At 43.3% G+C, this 17692-nt stretch carries 16 protein-coding genes; 3 read left to right on the forward strand and 13 right to left on the reverse strand.

Annotated elements, in window-relative coordinates; genetic code table 11:
• Window positions 1-16 precede the first annotated feature (16 nt).
• The 3 genes from FPZ43_RS04295 to fucP form a co-directional block, all read right to left on the reverse strand.
• Window positions 17-718 (reverse strand): NUDIX hydrolase, encoded by a 702-nt coding sequence (locus FPZ43_RS04295; protein ID WP_146380596.1) that lies wholly within the window; start codon window positions 716-718, stop codon window positions 17-19.
• 95 nt (window positions 719-813) lie between these two features.
• Window positions 814-1596, reverse strand: a complete 783-nt coding sequence (locus FPZ43_RS04300) for an SDR family oxidoreductase (protein ID WP_146380597.1) — start codon at window positions 1594-1596, stop codon at window positions 814-816.
• Window positions 1597-1606: 10 nt separating this feature from the next.
• Window positions 1607-2887 carry an L-fucose:H+ symporter permease gene (gene fucP, locus FPZ43_RS04305; protein ID WP_146380598.1) on the reverse strand — a complete coding sequence of 427 codons (1281 nt, stop codon included), beginning with the start codon at window positions 2885-2887 and terminating at the stop codon, window positions 1607-1609.
• A gap of 159 nt (window positions 2888-3046) precedes the next feature.
• Here fucP and FPZ43_RS04310 point away from each other — a divergent pair, with 159 nt between their 5' ends.
• Entirely contained in the window at window positions 3047-4366 is a 1320-nt protein-coding gene (locus FPZ43_RS04310; protein WP_146380599.1) for a DEAD/DEAH box helicase, read from the forward strand.
• Here the strand turns inward: FPZ43_RS04310 and FPZ43_RS04315 are convergent.
• The 8 genes from FPZ43_RS04315 to FPZ43_RS04350 all read right to left on the reverse strand — a co-directional run bounded on the left by FPZ43_RS04315 (window position 4363) and on the right by FPZ43_RS04350 (window position 13154).
• Window positions 4363-4596 (reverse strand): VF530 family protein, encoded by a 234-nt coding sequence (locus FPZ43_RS04315; RefSeq protein WP_146380600.1) that lies wholly within the window; start codon window positions 4594-4596, stop codon window positions 4363-4365. The genes FPZ43_RS04310 and FPZ43_RS04315 overlap by 4 nt on opposite strands.
• Window positions 4596-5255, reverse strand: a complete 660-nt coding sequence (locus FPZ43_RS04320) for a beta/alpha barrel domain-containing protein (protein ID WP_186461758.1) — start codon at window positions 5253-5255, stop codon at window positions 4596-4598. Before FPZ43_RS04320 ends, FPZ43_RS04315 begins: the two co-directional genes overlap by 1 nt.
• Before the next feature lie 18 nt (window positions 5256-5273).
• Window positions 5274-6683, reverse strand: a complete 1410-nt coding sequence (gene uxaC, locus FPZ43_RS04325; RefSeq protein ID WP_146380602.1) for a glucuronate isomerase — start codon at window positions 6681-6683, stop codon at window positions 5274-5276.
• Between the two features lie 134 nt (window positions 6684-6817).
• Window positions 6818-7291, reverse strand: coding sequence for a DUF4920 domain-containing protein (locus tag FPZ43_RS04330; RefSeq protein ID WP_146380603.1), 474 nt, complete (start codon window positions 7289-7291; stop codon window positions 6818-6820).
• Window positions 7292-7505: 214 nt separating this feature from the next.
• Window positions 7506-8639, reverse strand: coding sequence for an aminoglycoside phosphotransferase family protein (locus tag FPZ43_RS04335; RefSeq protein ID WP_146380604.1), 1134 nt, complete (start codon window positions 8637-8639; stop codon window positions 7506-7508).
• A 56-nt stretch (window positions 8640-8695) separates the two neighbouring features.
• On the reverse strand, window positions 8696-9937 hold the full coding sequence (locus FPZ43_RS04340; RefSeq protein ID WP_146380605.1) for a sensor histidine kinase: 1242 nt from the start codon (window positions 9935-9937) through the stop codon (window positions 8696-8698).
• Window positions 9938-10019: 82 nt separating this feature from the next.
• Window positions 10020-12419, reverse strand: a complete 2400-nt coding sequence (locus FPZ43_RS04345) for a PAS domain-containing sensor histidine kinase (protein WP_146380606.1) — start codon at window positions 12417-12419, stop codon at window positions 10020-10022.
• A 162-nt stretch (window positions 12420-12581) separates the two neighbouring features.
• A complete protein-coding gene (locus tag FPZ43_RS04350) occupies window positions 12582-13154 on the reverse strand; it encodes a sugar O-acetyltransferase (protein ID WP_146380607.1) in 573 nt (190 codons plus the stop codon).
• 156 nt (window positions 13155-13310) lie between these two features.
• On the opposite strand from FPZ43_RS04350, the gene FPZ43_RS04355 reads away from it, so the two are divergent.
• Window positions 13311-15131 (forward strand): PAS domain-containing sensor histidine kinase, encoded by a 1821-nt coding sequence (locus tag FPZ43_RS04355; RefSeq protein WP_146380608.1) that lies wholly within the window; start codon window positions 13311-13313, stop codon window positions 15129-15131.
• Here the strand turns inward: FPZ43_RS04355 and map are convergent.
• A complete protein-coding gene (gene map / locus FPZ43_RS04360) occupies window positions 15128-15892 on the reverse strand; it encodes a type I methionyl aminopeptidase (RefSeq protein ID WP_146380609.1) in 765 nt (254 codons plus the stop codon). The two genes, FPZ43_RS04355 and map, sit on opposite strands and share 4 nt — an antisense overlap.
• 152 nt (window positions 15893-16044) lie before the next feature.
• Here map and FPZ43_RS04365 point away from each other — a divergent pair, with 152 nt between their 5' ends.
• Window positions 16045-16692, forward strand: a complete 648-nt coding sequence (locus tag FPZ43_RS04365) for an START domain-containing protein (RefSeq protein WP_146380610.1) — start codon at window positions 16045-16047, stop codon at window positions 16690-16692.
• A gap of 48 nt (window positions 16693-16740) precedes the next feature.
• Here FPZ43_RS04365 and FPZ43_RS04370 read toward each other — a convergent pair whose 3' ends face one another.
• Window positions 16741-17652, reverse strand: coding sequence for a metallophosphoesterase family protein (locus tag FPZ43_RS04370; RefSeq protein ID WP_146380611.1), 912 nt, complete (start codon window positions 17650-17652; stop codon window positions 16741-16743).
• Between the last annotated feature and the right edge of the window lie 40 nt (window positions 17653-17692).

Below are 17692 nucleotides of genomic sequence, written 5' to 3' on the forward strand. Positions count from 1 at the left end.
GCAATGCGCCCGTTAACTAAAAAAACTTATCGGGATTAGGAACCAGGTTGAGGAACGATCCAAACTTTTGCTCGTAGTTAGACTGATCGAGGCTGTAATAAAAGGCTCCTTTTTTGGACGATTGCTTGTCTTTCTCATTCAGCTTAACCAATAGGCCTGTAGAAAGTAGCTTACGGCTAAAGTTACGATCATCAAACCGGGTTTGATAAACACCTTCATACAAGGCCTGTAACTGCGGGATAGTAAACTTGCCCGGCAATAATTGGAATAATATAGGGTGCAATGCCGCTTTATAACGCAATTGGCGCAAAGCCAGCTTAACCATTTCGGCATGATCGAAAACCATTTCTGGCAACTCGGTCAGTAAAAACCACTCCGGGTTATTTTCGTCGGTTATCTGCTTTTCGTATTGTTGTATATCAATTAGCGCAAAGTAGGCAATTGATAGCGTACGCTTTACCGGGTCGCGGTTTGGGTCGCCAAAAACATGGAATTGTTCTATATAAATATCCTTGAGCCCTGTGCGTTCTTCCAATATACGCGTTGCTGCTTCTTCCGGCGACTCGTCGGCATTGATGAAGCCTCCCATCAAACTCCACTTACCGTTGTAAGGTTTTAGCGGCCGTTCAACTAAAAGCAGTTTGATATTAAAGCCATCGAAACCGAAAATTATATTGTCGACAGCTACTAATATTTTTTGTATGTCAGGATATTGCATAAGGCATCAGGAAATAATTGGTTCTCAAAAATACCGATCCCCTAATTAAATCAAAATTAAATTAAGGCCCGGGGCTATATTAAAAAGGCTGGTTGTTAACTTACAGCCCTATCCAGGTGCACATATCCCCCATCAACATAAATTATTTGCCCGGTGGTGTGGCTGCTCCTGTCCGAAAGCAGAAATATTGCAGTGTCGGCAATCTCTGCTGCTGTGGTCATGCGCTGGCCAAGTGGTATCTTTGATTGGATGTCATTTAGTTTCTCCTCGGGGTTTGGCAATGTGCTAATCCATTTTTCGTAAAGGGGTGTCCAGCACTCGGCTACTACAACAGCATTTACGCGAATGCCATATTTTAGCAGCTCCACGGCCCATTCCCTTGTCAATGCATTACGCCCTCCGTTTGCCGCAGCATAGCCAGATGTATTACCCTGCCCAGTATCGGCAGTTTTTGATGTGATATTCAATATCGCACCCTTTGATTGTTTAAGCCAAGGTAAGGCGTGATGTACCACCAGGTAATAATGTACAAGGCTTTTGTGCAACGATGCCATAAAGGCCTCGTAATTGCCACTTTCCAACCCGACACCGTCATTAACGCCGGCATTGTTCACTACGCCATCAATACGGCCGTATTTATCGGCAACTGCTTTTACGGCACTTTCACATTCGGCCGGGTTGGTTAGTTCTGCAACAACATGGCTGCTTTTACCGCCAGATGCAATAACATCGTCAACAACTTTTATGTTGTCGGATTCACTACGGCCAATTATGACAGGTATGGCACCTTCCGAGGCAAGCGCTTTAACAATCCCCTCGCCAATGCCTTTTGCCCCGCCGGTTACTATAATAACTTTATCTTTTAAATTCAGATCCATTGTTATAAAATTAATGCCCAGCTGCTATGGCTAAGTTTTTAACCCTGGTATTGCGTAGTGCAAACCATAATATTACGGCAAAGCTTACACCAGGAACCAGGTATGCTACCTGTATATTAAACATGTCTGATAGCTGGCCCATTACAGGCGGCAATATAGCACCGCCAACTATCCCCATAATTACCAATGATGAGCCAAGCTTTGTTTTGGCTCCCAGGTGGCCGATACTTAACGAGAATATGGTTGGGAACATAATTGACATGAAGAACCATACCGCCATAAGCGTATACACAGCCGCCATACCATGAAGGTTGACTGCCGAGATGATCAGCACGATGTTAATAACAGCATAAAGCACCAAAAGCTTTACGGGGTTGAAATACTTCATTAACAATGTGCCGATGAACCTGCCAGCCATGAAGCCGGCAAAGGCAAGCGGCAGATAAATGGTAGAGGCTGTTTTCTCGTCGATCTGCGCAACCTTTTCACTAAAGCGAATGAAAAAGCTGCTTACGCAAGCCTGACCGCCGACATAAAAAAATTCGGCAAGCACACCGCTCATCAACTGCTTATCTTTAAGCAACACCCCTATTCTTGATAGCAATGTTTGTCCATCAGCGGTTACGCTTTCGTCATTTTCTTCTTTAATTGCCGGGAAAGCAGTACGCCATACCATCAGCGCAACTAAAAACACAACAATACTTATTACAACAAATGGTATCTGTACAGACGATGCCTCTTTGTTTAGGTATTCATTAAGCTGGCCAGGCGACATGCGTTTTTCTTCAGCCTCCGAAAGTGTTTTGCCAGATAATATGAAAAGGCCGCCCATTAGAGGCGCAACCGTTGCTGCCAGGCCATTAAAGGATTGGGCAAAGTTAATGCGTTGGGTTGAACTTGCAGGATCGCCAATGAGTGTAATTAAAGGGTTAGCAGCGGTTTCCAGGAAAGCCATGCCCGAGAAAACGATGAACAGCGCCCCAAGGAAAAAACCATAGTTACGCACGGCAGCTGCCGGATAAAACAACATGGCCCCTAATGAAAATAGTAGCAGGCCTAATATAATACCTCCCTTGTATCCATATTTTTTCATGAACTGTGCAGCGGGTATTGGCAAAAAGAAATAAGCCACGTATGATGCAGAGTCGATAAGCGATGATTGAAAGTCTGTTAACTGGCATGCTTTTTTGAGGTGCGGTATTAGTATAGGGTTAAGGTTGAGTGCAAAGCCCCAAATAAAAAACAGTGAAGTAATAAGCGCTACGGCAGCCAGGTTTTTATCTTTTGCCATGAATAATGGTTTATGTTTTGGTGGGCTCAATATAAATCATTTAGCGGGAGGATTTATAAACAGATTGGTTTTTTTGACATTGGCGAGCAGGCTATTTAAACTACAGTGCCAACTCATGAAGCTTAAAATGGTATCTTTGCGCTCTTTATAATTTTTACAATGGCCTGGGCAGAAAAATTTAAGCTTAATAAGCAACTGGTAAGATCGGTAACGGAACTTGGGTATGCGCATCCTAAAGAGGTGCAGCTGCAAACCCTTAAACGCATTATTGGCGGCCAGGATGTTGTAACCATAGCCCCGGGTGGCAGCGGCAAAACAGTAACGCATGTTTTGGCCACGCTAAACCGCTTTAAGCACACTGCCGAAGGCGTGCCCATGGCGCTGATACTTACATCCGACCAGGACAAAGTGTTTGATATACTCGCCCATTTTGAACGGATAAACAAAAATAAAACCATACGCATTGTTACGCTGCATGCGGGCGTTAGTACCGAGCATTTGCTTGATGAACTTGCCGATGGTGCAGACATTGTAATAGCTACGCCTGACAAGGCCCGCGCTATTTACCTAAAGCTTGCGCTTAACCTTAACAAGGTTGAACTGCTGGTTATAGATGATGCCCAGCTTATAGTTAAAAAGGGCCTTCAATTACCTACCGTTGAGCTGGCCAATAGTATTGGCAAAGCGCAGCGCCTGGTATTTACCGAGGTGATGCATGATAAGCTTGAAAAAATGATTGCGCCTTTTATGGATAACGCAACGACAATTGAAATTGAAGAAGCGGCGGAAGAGCAATTACCCGTATTGCCCCAAATGCTTTATAACGTACCGAACTTTGGCACCAAGCTTAATTTGCTTAATCTGTTTTTACAGGATGAGGAAGTGTTTACAAAAGCAATTGTTTTTGTTAATACCCGCCAAACAGCCGATACAATTTACAAAAGCTTAAATAACCGGTTGCGTAAAAGAGCAGCCTTGATAAAGCCATTATCATACGAGCATAACAGCGTGGATACAGTGGATGCTTTTAAGACTGATGCCAATTATCGTGTGCTGATTATTGCTAATGAAATAGATGTAACTGCCGACCTTGAGGGTTTGCCATTTGTTATACACTTTGATATCCCTGCTGAAAAGGAGCTATATATTGCACGTGTTGAAACGGCTACTGACAGTGACGACAACCAAACCTTAGCTTTAACATTTGCCACGGATATTGAATTGGATGAGGTAGTTAAGATTGAACAGGCTACAGGCCAAAAGATGCAACGCGCCGAACTGCCTGACGAACTGGTTATAGAAAAAGACAGAAAGCAGAAGGAAGCTGAGAAGGCCGAAAAACCAAAACAAAATCATAAAGTTGATCCTAACCAGTATGTTAAAGGTGAGGCCTTTCATCAGAAAAAACCTGAGAATGCCAAAACTTACAACTACCCTTCGTCAATGAAGGCGAAGATGAACAAAAAGAAAAAGCACTAATTTTTGGCCGATATCTCTTTATAATATTCGAGGTATAGGTCCTCAACCTTTTGGCGCGCCCATGGGGTTCTTCTTAAAAATTTGAGGCTTGATTTTATGCTTGGGTTATCCAAAAAGCAATTTATGCGGATCCGATAGCCCATCTCCGGCCAGCCCAAATGGGCAACCAACGCGCTGAGAATGGCTTCGAGGGTTTTGCCGTGTAGCGGATTATTAGCCTGCTCTGCCATTATCTGCTCATTTGAATTAGTTCAAGCGCTTTAATGGTATTAGCATAAAGCTTATCGTACAAACGCTCGTCCAACACTTCTTTGCTGATCAGTTTGCTACCCATACCAACGGCGCACACGCCGGCCCTGAACCATCCTGAAATATTGTCGGCCTCAATCTCCACCCCACCTGTTGGTATAAATAACTGTCCCCTGAATAAATCGCGTATTGATGATACAAATGCCTGCCCTAAAATATTAGCCGGAAAAAGCTTAATAAGCGCTGCGTCGAGCTGTTGTGCCTGGTGAATTTCTGTAGGTGTCATACAACCGGGTATCCATAACATGCTATTTTTAGCGGCCACTTTGGCCACACCTGCATCGATAATGGGCGATACAATAAAATCGGCACCTGCCGCCACAAATGCTTCTGCATCGGCTTCCGTTTTAACCGTACCGATCCCTAAGTGCATATCTGGCATTTCCTGCTTTACAGCCTTGCTAAGGGTGGCAAATGTATCAAGCGCTTCATCACCCCTGTTAGTGAACTCTAAAACGCGTACACCTGCCTTATAAAGCGTACGAATGATTTCCAGACTTACATCTGCATCAGGGTAGAAAAACAGCGGCAACATACCCTGTGTTAAAATAGCATCTAAAACAGCTTCTTTAGCTTTCATCAATTTATAAGGATTGAATTATTTTTTATCAAAGTCAAAATAGCGCTTTGCATTAAAGTAGCAGATATCCTGTATTATCTTACCTGTCCACTGCAAGTCGTTTGGTAGTTCTCCGTTCTCGATATCATCGGCAAACAGGTTGCACAGTATGCGCCTGAAATACTCGTGGCGAGGGAACGACAGGAAACTACGCGAATCTGTAAGCATGCCCACCATACGGCTCAGCAGGCCCATGTTTGAGAGTGTATTGATCTGCCTTGCCATACCATCTTTCTGATCAAGGAACCACCAGGCCGATCCATACTGAACTTTACCGGCTACCGAGCCATCATTGAAATTACCGGCCATGGTGGCCATCATTTCATTATCGGCCGGGTTTAAGTTGTACAATATGGTTTTTGCTAATCGCCCGTCGGCATCAAGCCTGTCCAGAAACTTTGAAAGGCTACGGGCCTGAGGCAAATCGCCAATGGAATCGCGGCCGGTATCAGGTCCTGATTGTTTAAAACCACGGGTACTGTTATTGCGAATGGCGCCGATGTGGTATTGCTGTACCCAGCCTTTTTCATGATCCCATATGGCAAACTGGTACAGCATTGCTGATTTGAACTTTGCACTTTCCAACGGCGTAAGTAACTGCCCCGAACGTATCTTGTAAAAAATGTCTGCTATTTCGCGCTCGGTGTAATCCTCGGCATAAATGCGGTCCACACCATGATCAGATACACAACAACCGTGCGCAGCAAAATAGTTATGCCTTTTCTTCAACGCCGTTAAATAGCTATCAAAGTTAACCATCGCTATATCAGCAACTTGCTCAAGCTGGTTGATGTAAATGTTAAGCGCGGGCAGGTCATCAGTGTTCATTGCCTTATCAGGCCTAAAAGCTGGTAATACCTTTACGCCAAAGCCGTTCTTCGAAATAAAATCATGGTATTGCAAATTATCTACAGGATCATCTGTAGTGCATATCACTTCCACGTTGCGCGACTTGATGAGCTTTTGAACACTGTACTCCCGGCTTTGCAATTTAACCGTGCAATCGTTGTAAATATCATCGGCAGTTGCCGGCATTAACCTGGAGCTTATACCAAAGTAGCGTTGCAGTTCCAGGTGGGTCCAATGGTAAAGCGGATTACGCAATGTGTAAGGCACGGTGGCCGCCCACATCTCAAACTTTTCCTTGTCGCTTTTGCCGCCAGTTATATAACTTTCGTTAACGCCATTTGCGCGCATCGCCCGCCATTTGTAATGATCCCCATGCAACCAAGCAGCTGTAATGTTATCGAAATTGATATCATGAGCAATTTGCGCCGGTGGCAAATGGCAATGATAATCTATAATAGGCATATCAGCGGCATACTCGTGGTATAACCTTCGGGCAGTTTCGGTTTGCAGTAAAAAATCCTGGTCAAGAAAACTTTTCATAATTGTTCACCAAGCGGATTGTAATTATAGGGTTATTCCTGCAAAAAAGGGAAATATTTAACGAAAACGTTGGCGCATGTAAACAAAACGACCGGTAACATTCGATTACCGGCCGCTGTTTTATATTGAAAGCTTTACTTCACTACCAACACGCCGTCGGCCATAATGGCTATGTCCTTTTTAGGTTCCGTTATCATCGCAATCTCCGAGGCGCTCTTGCCGGCATCAGCTGCAAAGTGTTTCAACTTCTCAACAGAAGTTTTTTTAACTCTCGCTTTGCCTTCAACCACTACAGTTTTACCCACAATGTTTTGCGGCATAAAGTAAGCGTAGTCTGTAAACTGAACCATTACCGGGCTACCATTAGCCTGCTCGAGTTTAATAAAGCAGCCTTTCTTTTTGCAAACCTCTACTACGGTGCCTGTTATTTTGCCGGTGTATGCACTGTCTTTCGAAAGGGTTGCGTTCAAAGCGTCAATATTAACTGCTTCATCAGCAGTTAGGGCTTTTCCATATATTACCCCGGGCGCTGCTGGGATAATAGTATCCTGCGCAAAAACAGTAAGCCCAAAAAACATACTCACCACAATAAGAACTGCTTTTTTCATAGTTGTTTTAAATTGGTACTCACAAATGTAAGCAAACCTAGCAATATCAAAACTTTTAAATCACTTTCGTTAAATAGCATAAAATTCTGGTTTACAATATAATATGATTCTAATTTTCTTTATAGTTAATACCAGATTACGCAGTTTTGATAAATCGATAGATATAAATAACTTGTAAACGTGAAGCTATAGCGCCATCCCAAAGGACTGTGTATTATTGCGGCTTAGTCATTGATGAAACATACTCGCCTGCACATTTGTCGATAACCAGCTTCAGCTCCGGCTGTGCGTTTTCAATGTTTTTGACGAGGTTGATATAAAACCTTGCCCTTTTAAGATTTTGATCATGGTAATTGACTTGGTGGCTTATGTCGCCATTTAGATAATCATTAAGATACTGCACAGCACGAAGATAGGGCATCATTAAAACACCAAGCATTAAGGACTGTACCTCCATTGGCTGTATAACATTGGCAACTCGCTGCAGGTAACTTTTTGTAAAGGCCTCAAATAACTTAACATCAATATCGGGAGCAATTTCTGCATCATCATCGGTGTTAGCAATCGTAATACTCATGAAAGCGTGGCCAAAGTCGTACGCCAGGTAGCCGGCCATCACGGTGTCAAGGTTGGCAATAACAATCCCCCTACCATCATTGCGTTGCAGCAGACTACCTAGACAGGCATTATTATGAACTACCCGCAGCGGCAGTTGCCCGGCCATACCGAGATACAGCACGCCGCACATAATATCCCCCCTCTCGTTTATAAAATCGTACTCCGATTGTATCAATGCTGCCCGCCCGGCTATATTGTTGTGAAAAGCATCTTCGAGATAGCCTAACTTGTATTCCGTATCATGCAAGCCAATAACTGTATCATGCAGCTGCATGGCATCCATGCCGGAGAATTGGCTCAAAAAAGCGCCGAAAACTTTACCGGTTTCGCTTGCCACTGAAGCCCTATCAGTGGCGGCTGATAAGTCATTACCATCTTCATAAAAAAACATGCGCCAGTAGTTGCCATCATGATCTTTATGATATAGGCTACCATCATGCAGCTTTACAAGCTTAGGGAATGAAAGGTAATTTGCATCCTCTATCGAGCCATTGGGAATATGGGTTGAAATGCGCGTAATGTTTTCCATCATGCCGGGAATGTTACGGAATGCAAGATGATTTACACGCTGTAAAAGATAGTCAGGCATATTAGAATCACCATTGCTTAATCTGAATGATTCATTTAAACCAAACCGTTTAATAGATTCTATATTAGCAATATGTCCATCGATCTCAAATTCGGCAATTAGATCTATGATGTTGTACGGTATAATGCTTTCACTTGCCATGCTAACGATTTTTCAACCGCTAAATATAACGCTAAAGCATCACACCGTCGGCCTTTTTAGTTAGCTAAAATGGCGCGTTCATCAATAGATAAGCCTATTTGTACAGAGAAGTTAAATGAGCTGCCAACACCTATACGCGACTCTGCGTAAATGCTACCCTGCAACTTTTCGACCAGCGAACGTACCGTGTACAATCCAATGCCCGTGCCCTTTTTATTAAAGCGGTCAGTCACGTTTAGGGTAACGTCTTTATGAAAAATACGCTCCAGGTTTTTCTCGGCCATTCCCATACCGTTATCTTCCACTCTAAAGTGGTAGTACTTATCATCTTGACTGAATTTGATACTAATCTCGCCTTCCTCCTTGTCGTTATATCGAACAGCATTACCAATCAAATTCAAGAATATTTGTTCGAGCGCCACGGAAGAGCAAGTTAATTTATGATCAACTTTTGGAAGGTGAATTTTAATATCTGAAGGCGGGTTTATCAGACCAATCACGGTGTTGAGCAATTTTTCCAGATCAAACGGCTGTTGTTTTGTTACCAGTGTTGCCGGATTTGTTGAATATTGCAACATATCATCAACCATAGCCATCAGGCGCTGTGATGAACTGATGGTCATATCAACAAGGTTGCGGCTCTTTTCGTCCACCTTACCGTCTAAACGGCTTTGTAGGGCCTGCGATGTTAATACGATGCTACTAAGTGGGTTTTTAATATCATGCGCCGCAGTGGTAGCAAAACGTTGTATAAACGCATTCGCCTCTTGTAACTCGTCATTTGCTTTTTGCAATGTCGCAATTTTACGACGAAGCTCCATTTGTGCAAGTACTTGCTTGGCCAGTGTACGTAAGGCCTTTAGCTGACTTTCGGTAAGGTTTTTAGGCTCGTGATCGATAACGCAAAGTGAACCCAGCGCATAACCATCGGGATTAACCAGGGGTACCCCTGCATAAAAAACAACTTTCTCGTCTCCTTTTACAATAGGATTATTAGCAAAGCGTTCGTCCTTGCGGGCATCATTTACCACCATAACATCATTTTCGTTAACGATGGTGTGGGCACAAAATGCCAGTTCGCGTGCTGTTTCTTTGGTATCAGACATGCCGTGATTTGATTTGAACCATTGGCGGTCCTCATCTATCAGGGATACAAGCGCTATGGGTGTCTTGCAAATTTCAGAAGCAAGTGCAGTCAGTTCGTCAAAATCCTCCTCGGGAGATGTATTTAGTATCTTGTATGATTGCAGCGCTTCAACACGCTCTGTTTCATTATCTGGTATAGGGTACGATGCCATATATCGAGTATCTGCAATAAATTAATCAGTTAAACAATGCTTTTAAACGCTTTTTGTTTTCGCTTAATATAGATGCCGTTGTTTAAAGTGGTAGTGTAAACCAAAACCGACTACCTTTACCTAACTCACTTTCTACACCAATTTCACCGCCATGTTTGCGCACAATCTCGGCACTAATATATAGACCAAGGCCCAAACCTGAATTTTGATAACCGGCGGCATCAGTGCGGTAATAACGTTCAAATAGGTGCTCTTGATTCTCTTCAGATATACCGGGGCCCGAATCACTTATAGACACTAGGGCAAAATCACCTTGTCTTTTCAGGTTAAATACGATGTCCCTTGAATCGGGTGCATATTTAACTGCGTTGTTTACAAAATTTGTTATTACCTGGTCTATGCGGTGCTCATCGGCATAAACGATAAGTGATTCCAAATCCTCAAGCACCAAGTTATGTTTTCCATCCAAACGCACATGATTGCAACATTGGCCTAGCGTTTTGCTCAAATCAAATTCTGTTTTATTGAGATGCAGCTGCCCTTCGTTCATGCGGCTTAGGTTAAGCAGATCTTCAATCAAAGTACTCACCTTTTCCATACTGCGGTTGCTTTGCTCTATAAGCTTGCCCATCATGGGTGATGGTGGATTGTTATTCTTAACTTTATCCATCAACTGCAAAGCCGCCTTAAGGCTGGTGACAGGTGTTTTAAGCTCATGGCTTGCAATGCTTATAAAGTCATCTTTTTGTTGATCATGGAATTTATTCTCAGTTATATCTATTACCGTACCGGATATTATATTCGCTTTATTATCAGCATCATAGTAGGCCTTACCTGTAGCTTTCAGCCATTTCGGTTTGCCGCCATCCATCGGGTTCATTAAATACTCGAGGTTAAAATTTTCGTGCATATCAATAGCACTTTTCACGGCATTCTTTAAATTGTCAATGTTATCTGCCGGAATCATTTTCAAAGCGTCTGAGAGTTTAAGCGCAGTGGCTTCTGGGACACCATGAATGCGATTAAACACATCAGAAGTTACCAGGGAATCATTTTGCAGATCGGCACTCCAGGTACCAATATTTGCCGACTCGATAGCCTGTTTAAGGGTGTCTTGTGCTTTCTCAAGATCCTGCCTTGCTTTAACCATTTCAGTGGCATTAACTACAGTTGCCAATATAGCTTCCGGTTTGCCATCCATGTCAAAAAGCGGGTCGTAAGCAAAGTCTACTATGTAATCCACCAACCCATTGTCCGTTTGCACTTTTACAGGCAGCTCGGGTATAGCAACACGCTCACCACTTTGTAACACACTGTAAAGCATTTCGGGATATGGCTGGCCTATCAATTCCGGAAAAACATCAAGCAGTTTATTGCCAAGCACCTCACCTTCCTTTCTATCCCAAATCTCGAACATACGCTTGTTTGCACGTTCGATGATCAGGTCATAGCCGCGTATTACCGTCATGCCTATTGGCGCGGTGCTAACCATGCTGTTTAGCCTGTTTTCGCTTTGTTGCACTTTTCTGCGTGAAATAACCTGCTCGGTTACGTCAACGGCAACTACCACTATGCCCGATACACCATGTTTATCGCGCAGGGGTTGGTAAATAAAGTCAAAATAACCATTATGCAGAACGCCCTCATGCTCTATAGTAACCATAGCTTCATCGCCGTAATATACTTCACCGGTACTATACGTTTGACGAAGAATGTCCAGAAATGGTTGGCCCTCTAGTTCGGGAAGCGCCTCATCAAGCGGCAAGCCTATTATGCTGCTTGTTTTGCCCCACACCTTTAGCATTTCAGCATTGGCAACATCAACAATCAAATTTGGACCTTTCAATACGCCTATGCAAACGGGTGCCTGCATAACCGTATTTCTGAAACGGGCTTCGCTTTCGGCCAAACTTTCATTCACAAGTAACAATTCCTGCTGCGATTCGCTTAACTCTTCATTTGTAGCTAATAACTCCTCGTTGGTAGCAGCCATTTCTTCATTGGCTGCTGCAAGCTCTTCATTAGCTGCCGAAAGTTCTTCGTTCATGGCCTGCACTTCGGCCTCAAGTTCCTTCTCACGAAGCTTTGACAAATACCTGTGCGTTACATCAGTAGCTGTATGTAGAATACAATAAGGCTTTCCATTGCTATTCTTAATGGCGCGATACTCAAAATCAAAATAGAAAGGTTGTAACTGCCCATCAACTACCAATTCGGCCATGGTATCGGTACCGGAAACGGTAACACCGGTGTGCAATACTTTTTGCAGCATACTTAAAAAAGGCTGCCCTTTAAGCTCGGGCAAAGCTTCTTCAATTGGTTTGCCAATAACGCTTTTATCCTTGCCCCAAATGGCAATCATAGCGTTATTCGCAGTTTCGATGATCATCTCATCGGTAGAATGTATGGCGGTTGCTGTGTTGGTTTGCGACAGCACGTCAAGTATCTGTTCAGCCGAAAAGCCACTAGGAAAATTACTCATTAACTATATAAGGCTACTATATCTCAATTAAAATTAAAAAAGCGTTAATGTTATTTAACGCTGCCAATAGTTAATTAAAGGAGGGGTAGCGGTAAAAGTATCAAAAAAATATGATCGGGCAAGCGCATACGGCTTTATTTTGATGTTTACACATGTAAAGTTTTAAACATTTTTATCGAGCGGTTCTATCTGCCTTATTACGCGCGCCGGGTTACCAACGACAAGGCTGTCATCAGGTATATCTTTGGTTACAACCGCCCCTGCGCCTATTACGCAACGGCTGCCAATAGTAACGCCCGGGCAAATTATAGCTCCCCCACCTATCCAGCAATCATGGCCAATGGTTACGGGTTTTCCGTTTTCATGGCTTCGCCTCAGCACCGCATCAAGCGGGTGTGTCGCAGTATAGATCTGCACACCGGGGCCGCAAAATACATTGCTACCAATTTTAACATAGGTAACATCAAGCACTACGCAGTTAACGTTAAAGTATACATTTTCACCACAGCTGATGTTATATCCATAGTCGCAATGGAACGGCGGTTCTATATAAAGGCTTGCAGGCGCATTGGGGATTAACTTGCGCAGGATTTGCTTAGTTTCATCGCCAAATACGTAACCTGTAGTATTAAGCTGCTTCAATAATGTTTTACATGCACGGCGTTCAGCAGCAAGTGTTTCGTCGCTGGCCAGGTAGTATTCGCCATCTATCATCTTTTGCTTTTCAGTCTTCATTGATATAAGTACTTGATCAATAATACACGCAAAATATTTTCGCCCGTTTATTATGAGCAAAGCTGCCCGCAGGGTTAAATGTATTTAAAACAAACTTTAAAACGCCAGTAATTTTGCTATTTTTGAAATAATCCTTTTTAGTTTAAAACAAGCAAATTGCAGCCCGCCGAATCTATTTTTCGCAACATTGTCGAGCTATCGCCCTTCCCGGTTTTTGTGTGCGTTGGCGAAGACATGATTATTTCTGTTGCTAATGATGCCACTTTAAAAGCCTGGGGCAGAGATGAAAGCGTTATAGGCAAAAAGTTTACCGAAGCTTTACCTGAATTACACGATCAACCTTTTTTTGGATATCTGCAAAGCGTTTATCATACGGGCCAAGTTTTTGACAGCGGCAACTCGCGCGTTGATATTATGATTAACGGCCGACTGGAAACTTCTTATTATAAGTTTACTTACAAACCTCTTTTTAATACTGAAGGTGGCATATATGGTGTTGTTGCATTCAATACCGATGTAACTGAACTTGAACGTGCAAAACAGGCCGTTGAAGAAAGCGAATTAAAGCTTAACAACCTTGTTCGCCAGGCCCCCGTGGGTATTTGCATAATTCGCGCAAGTGATATGACCATTGAGGTGGTAAACAATGCCTACCTTGAACTTGTTGGCAGGAAACGCATCGACTTAGAAAATAATACCATTTGGGAAGCAGTACCGGAAGCTGCCGACTTATATGCACCTATAATGAAAGGGGTTATTGATACCGGCGTGCCATATATAGCCAACGAACATGAACTGCTGCTTATACGCAACAATGTAGCCGAAAAGTTATATGTAGACTTTGTTTATGAGCCTATAAGGCATTTCGACGGATCAATCAGTTCGGTAATGGTTATTGCGTTTGACGTAACCGATAAGGTACAGTCCAGGCGAAATATAGAGGACACTGAAGAGCGCAGCCGCCTGGCCATTGAGGCAGCCGAGATAGGCACCTTTGACCTTAACATGCTTACCGAGGAAACGATAACCTCGCCACGATTTGATGCTATATTTGGTTATAATAAACCTATAACGCGCTCGATGATGGTTAGCTGCTTTCACCCCGAGGACAGGGAAATAAGGTTGGCAGCTCACGAAGCCTCATTGATAAGTGGGCGGTTATTTTATGAGGCAAGGGTTATACACCCCGACAATAGCGTACATTGGATACGATTTCAAGGGAAACTGTACTTTGATGAAAAACAAACCCCGGTGCGTATGCTGGGTACAATATTGGACATTACTGAGTTTAAACGCCTGCAGCAGCAAAAAGACGACTTTATAAGCATTGCAAGTCATGAGCTAAAAACGCCTATGACATCGCTCAAGGCATCAATACAAATATTAGAAAAGCTTATTAAAACCGGCACCAGTCCTGATAAGGTGAGCACTTTTATACAGAAAGCTAACACGAGCTTGTTAAAAATGCAGCACCTGATTGAAAGCTTACTTAACGTGTCGCGGATAAGTGCGGGGCAGTTGGGCCTACAAAAAACTTCTTTTAATCTTGCTGCCTTGATTAACGACAGCTGCGAACATGTTCGTATGACAAGCGATCAGGAACTGGTTGTTACGGGAGACGCCAATCTTGATGTATATGCCGACAGCGCAAAAATTGAGCAGGTTGTAATTAATTTGCTTAACAACGCGGTGAAATATGCGCCAGCTTCCCGTCAAATTATCATAACAATTGATAAGCGTGGTAATGTAGCCCGAGTATCTGTACAGGATTTTGGGGAGGGCATTGCGCAAGACAAAATCCCGCATTTATTTGAACGCTACTACCGTGTAGACTCTACCGGCTTGCAGTACTCGGGCCTTGGCCTGGGCTTATATATCAGCGCCGAAATTATTGAAAGGCACGGCGGTAAAATTGGCGTGAAAAGTGAAAGCGGAAAAGGCAGCACTTTTTGGTTCACGCTGCCTATCCACAATTAATCCCAAATGCCGTTTGCAGCCGTGAGTATAACTGGCTTCTCACCGGTAATAATAATGGTGTGTTCGTGCTGGGCAACGTAACCACCGCGGTTACCTGTCAATGTCCAACCATCGGCCCCAGTTTCGGCAATGGTTGATTTGGTTGATATGAACGTCTCGACAGCCACTACCGAATTTTTACGAAAGCGGCCCAGCTCAAGCCTGTCATGATAATTGGCAATATTATGCGGTTCCTCATGCAGGCTGCGCCCAACGCCATGACCGGTTAAGTTTTTGATAACTGTATAGCCCGATTTTTTCGCTTCGGTTTCTATCAGTTTACCAATATCGGCTATTCGCACGCCACCCTTAATATTGTTTATAGCTTTTTGCAGGATCTGCTTTGATGCATCAACTAATTTTTGATGGCCGTTTACATCTTCACCCAATACAAATGATCCGCCGTTATCACTCCAAAAGCCGTTAAGCTCGGCAGATACGTCAATATTGATTAAGTCTCCTTCTTGCAATACCTTGTCGGCAGATGGGATCCCGTGCGCTACTTCATTATTAATACTTATGCAGGTCCAACCCGGGAAATCATATGTAAGTTTTGGGGCAGAGCGTGCGCCAAGTTTATTAAGTATTTCGCCGCCAAAATCGTCGAGTTGCTTTGCCGTCATGCCGGGTTTTGCATATTCTCTCATTTCTTTAAGCGTTACAGCAACTGCATCACTCACTTGTTCCATTGCCAGGCGTTCGGCTTCGGTAGATATCGACATACTTATCAGTTTTAAGAATTACGCAAAGAAACAATAAATGTTTTAGCCGCGCACTATCAAAAACAAATGCCTTCACATCACCATGTTATGTTTTGTGCATGACAATATATTGTTAACGGCGTATTAACTTAGCGCACCCTATAATACTAAAAATGATTAAATATATACTTGCTGCGCTGCTTACACTTAGCTGTGCGATCACCGCCAGCGCACAAGAGGACTGGAAGTTAAGCACTCAAAAAGACGGCATAAAAGTTTATACCCGCAGCGTGCCCAATTCAAAGCTGAAAGCGCTTAAGGTGGACTGTAATTTTAATGCAACTCTTACCCAAATGACGGCAATACTGACTGATGTTAAAAACCGTGGCGAATGGGTGTATCATACCAAATCTTTTAAATTTTTGAAACAGGCCTCGCCTACCGATATTTATTACTACTCGGAAGTAGCCATGCCCTGGCCCTTGCAAAACCGCGATTTTATAGCGCAGTTGGTTACCTCACAAAACAATACCACAAAAGTTGTTACTATTGATGGGCCCTTGGGCGAAAACATAATACCGGTTAAAGAAGGCGTTGTACGCATAACCGACTCGAAAAGCAAATGGCTTATAATACCTATAGATAAAGATGAGGTGAAGGTAGAATACGTATTGCAGGTTGACCCGGGCGGCACCATCCCCGCATGGCTGGTTAATATGTTTGCGTCCGAAGGGCCAATACAAAGTTTCAAAGCGCTAAAGCTGCAATTAAAAAAGCCGGAGTATAAAGACAAGCAATTAGCCTTTGTAAAGGATTATTGAGGTGCGGGTAAACTAAATTCGGTTTTGGATGCTCAGGTTAATCAATGACTAAACTAAATAATTAACATATTGCTCATCAAAGCTGCCGTCATCATAAAGATCGATAATGCCGTAACCGGGCGCCGTTTCGCGGCGGTTCCCCTCCCACCATGCTCCACTCACGGCACCGTCGCAAATGTAGGTTACGTTATTATAAACCACCTTATCGCGCAGGTGGATATGGCCCGACAGGCATAGCTTAACATTTGGGTGCTGATAGAACAGCTTTATGATCTTTGCATTGTCTGTATGCATATCGCCGCCCAACATTACCCATTTATTAACGGTGTCGTCTTCAATTAAACTGGTGGCAGTAAGTATGGGAATGTGAGACAACACCAGTATGGGCATGGATGGATCAGCATTTTGAAGTTCGGTTTGCAGCCAGTTAAATTGCTCGTCGCCAAGTTTGCCAATGTACCAGGTGCCGTCAACATCAAGGTGCACACTGTCCAGCACGATAAACTTCCAGCCGTTTTTAATTATGCTGTAATATGGTTTAGGAAGCTGCAACTGATCCATTGAGTATTGCTTACCGTAAATAGCCTGGCCCCTATTGTTTTCGCTCCACCAAATATCATGGTTGCCCAGGCAATAATGAACAGGCAGGCTGCATTCAGCTTTCATAATGTCTTTGGTAAGCTTCCATTGCGTGTAAATAGTGTCGATATTTTCTTTATTCATATCAAATACGATATCGCCGCCGTTAAGCACAAAATCTACCTTAGGGCTTTGCTGCTGCATGTGGTGCAGGCATTTTACAAACTTAGCGGGTGCACCAAACCTGTCTTTCAAATGCACGTCAGTTATGTGGGCTACCCGTAAAACACGCTTTTTAGTTGAAACTATTCCTGCTCTGCCCGCTAACACCGGCGCCAAAAACAAACTGCCTATACCTTTTAATACTGATCGTCTTTCCATATCTCTATTGGTTTGGCGGCGAAAGTAAGTTACAGTTATT

It is taken from the genome of Mucilaginibacter pallidiroseus (genome assembly GCF_007846085.1).
GTDB lineage: Bacteria > Bacteroidota > Bacteroidia > Sphingobacteriales > Sphingobacteriaceae > Mucilaginibacter > Mucilaginibacter pallidiroseus.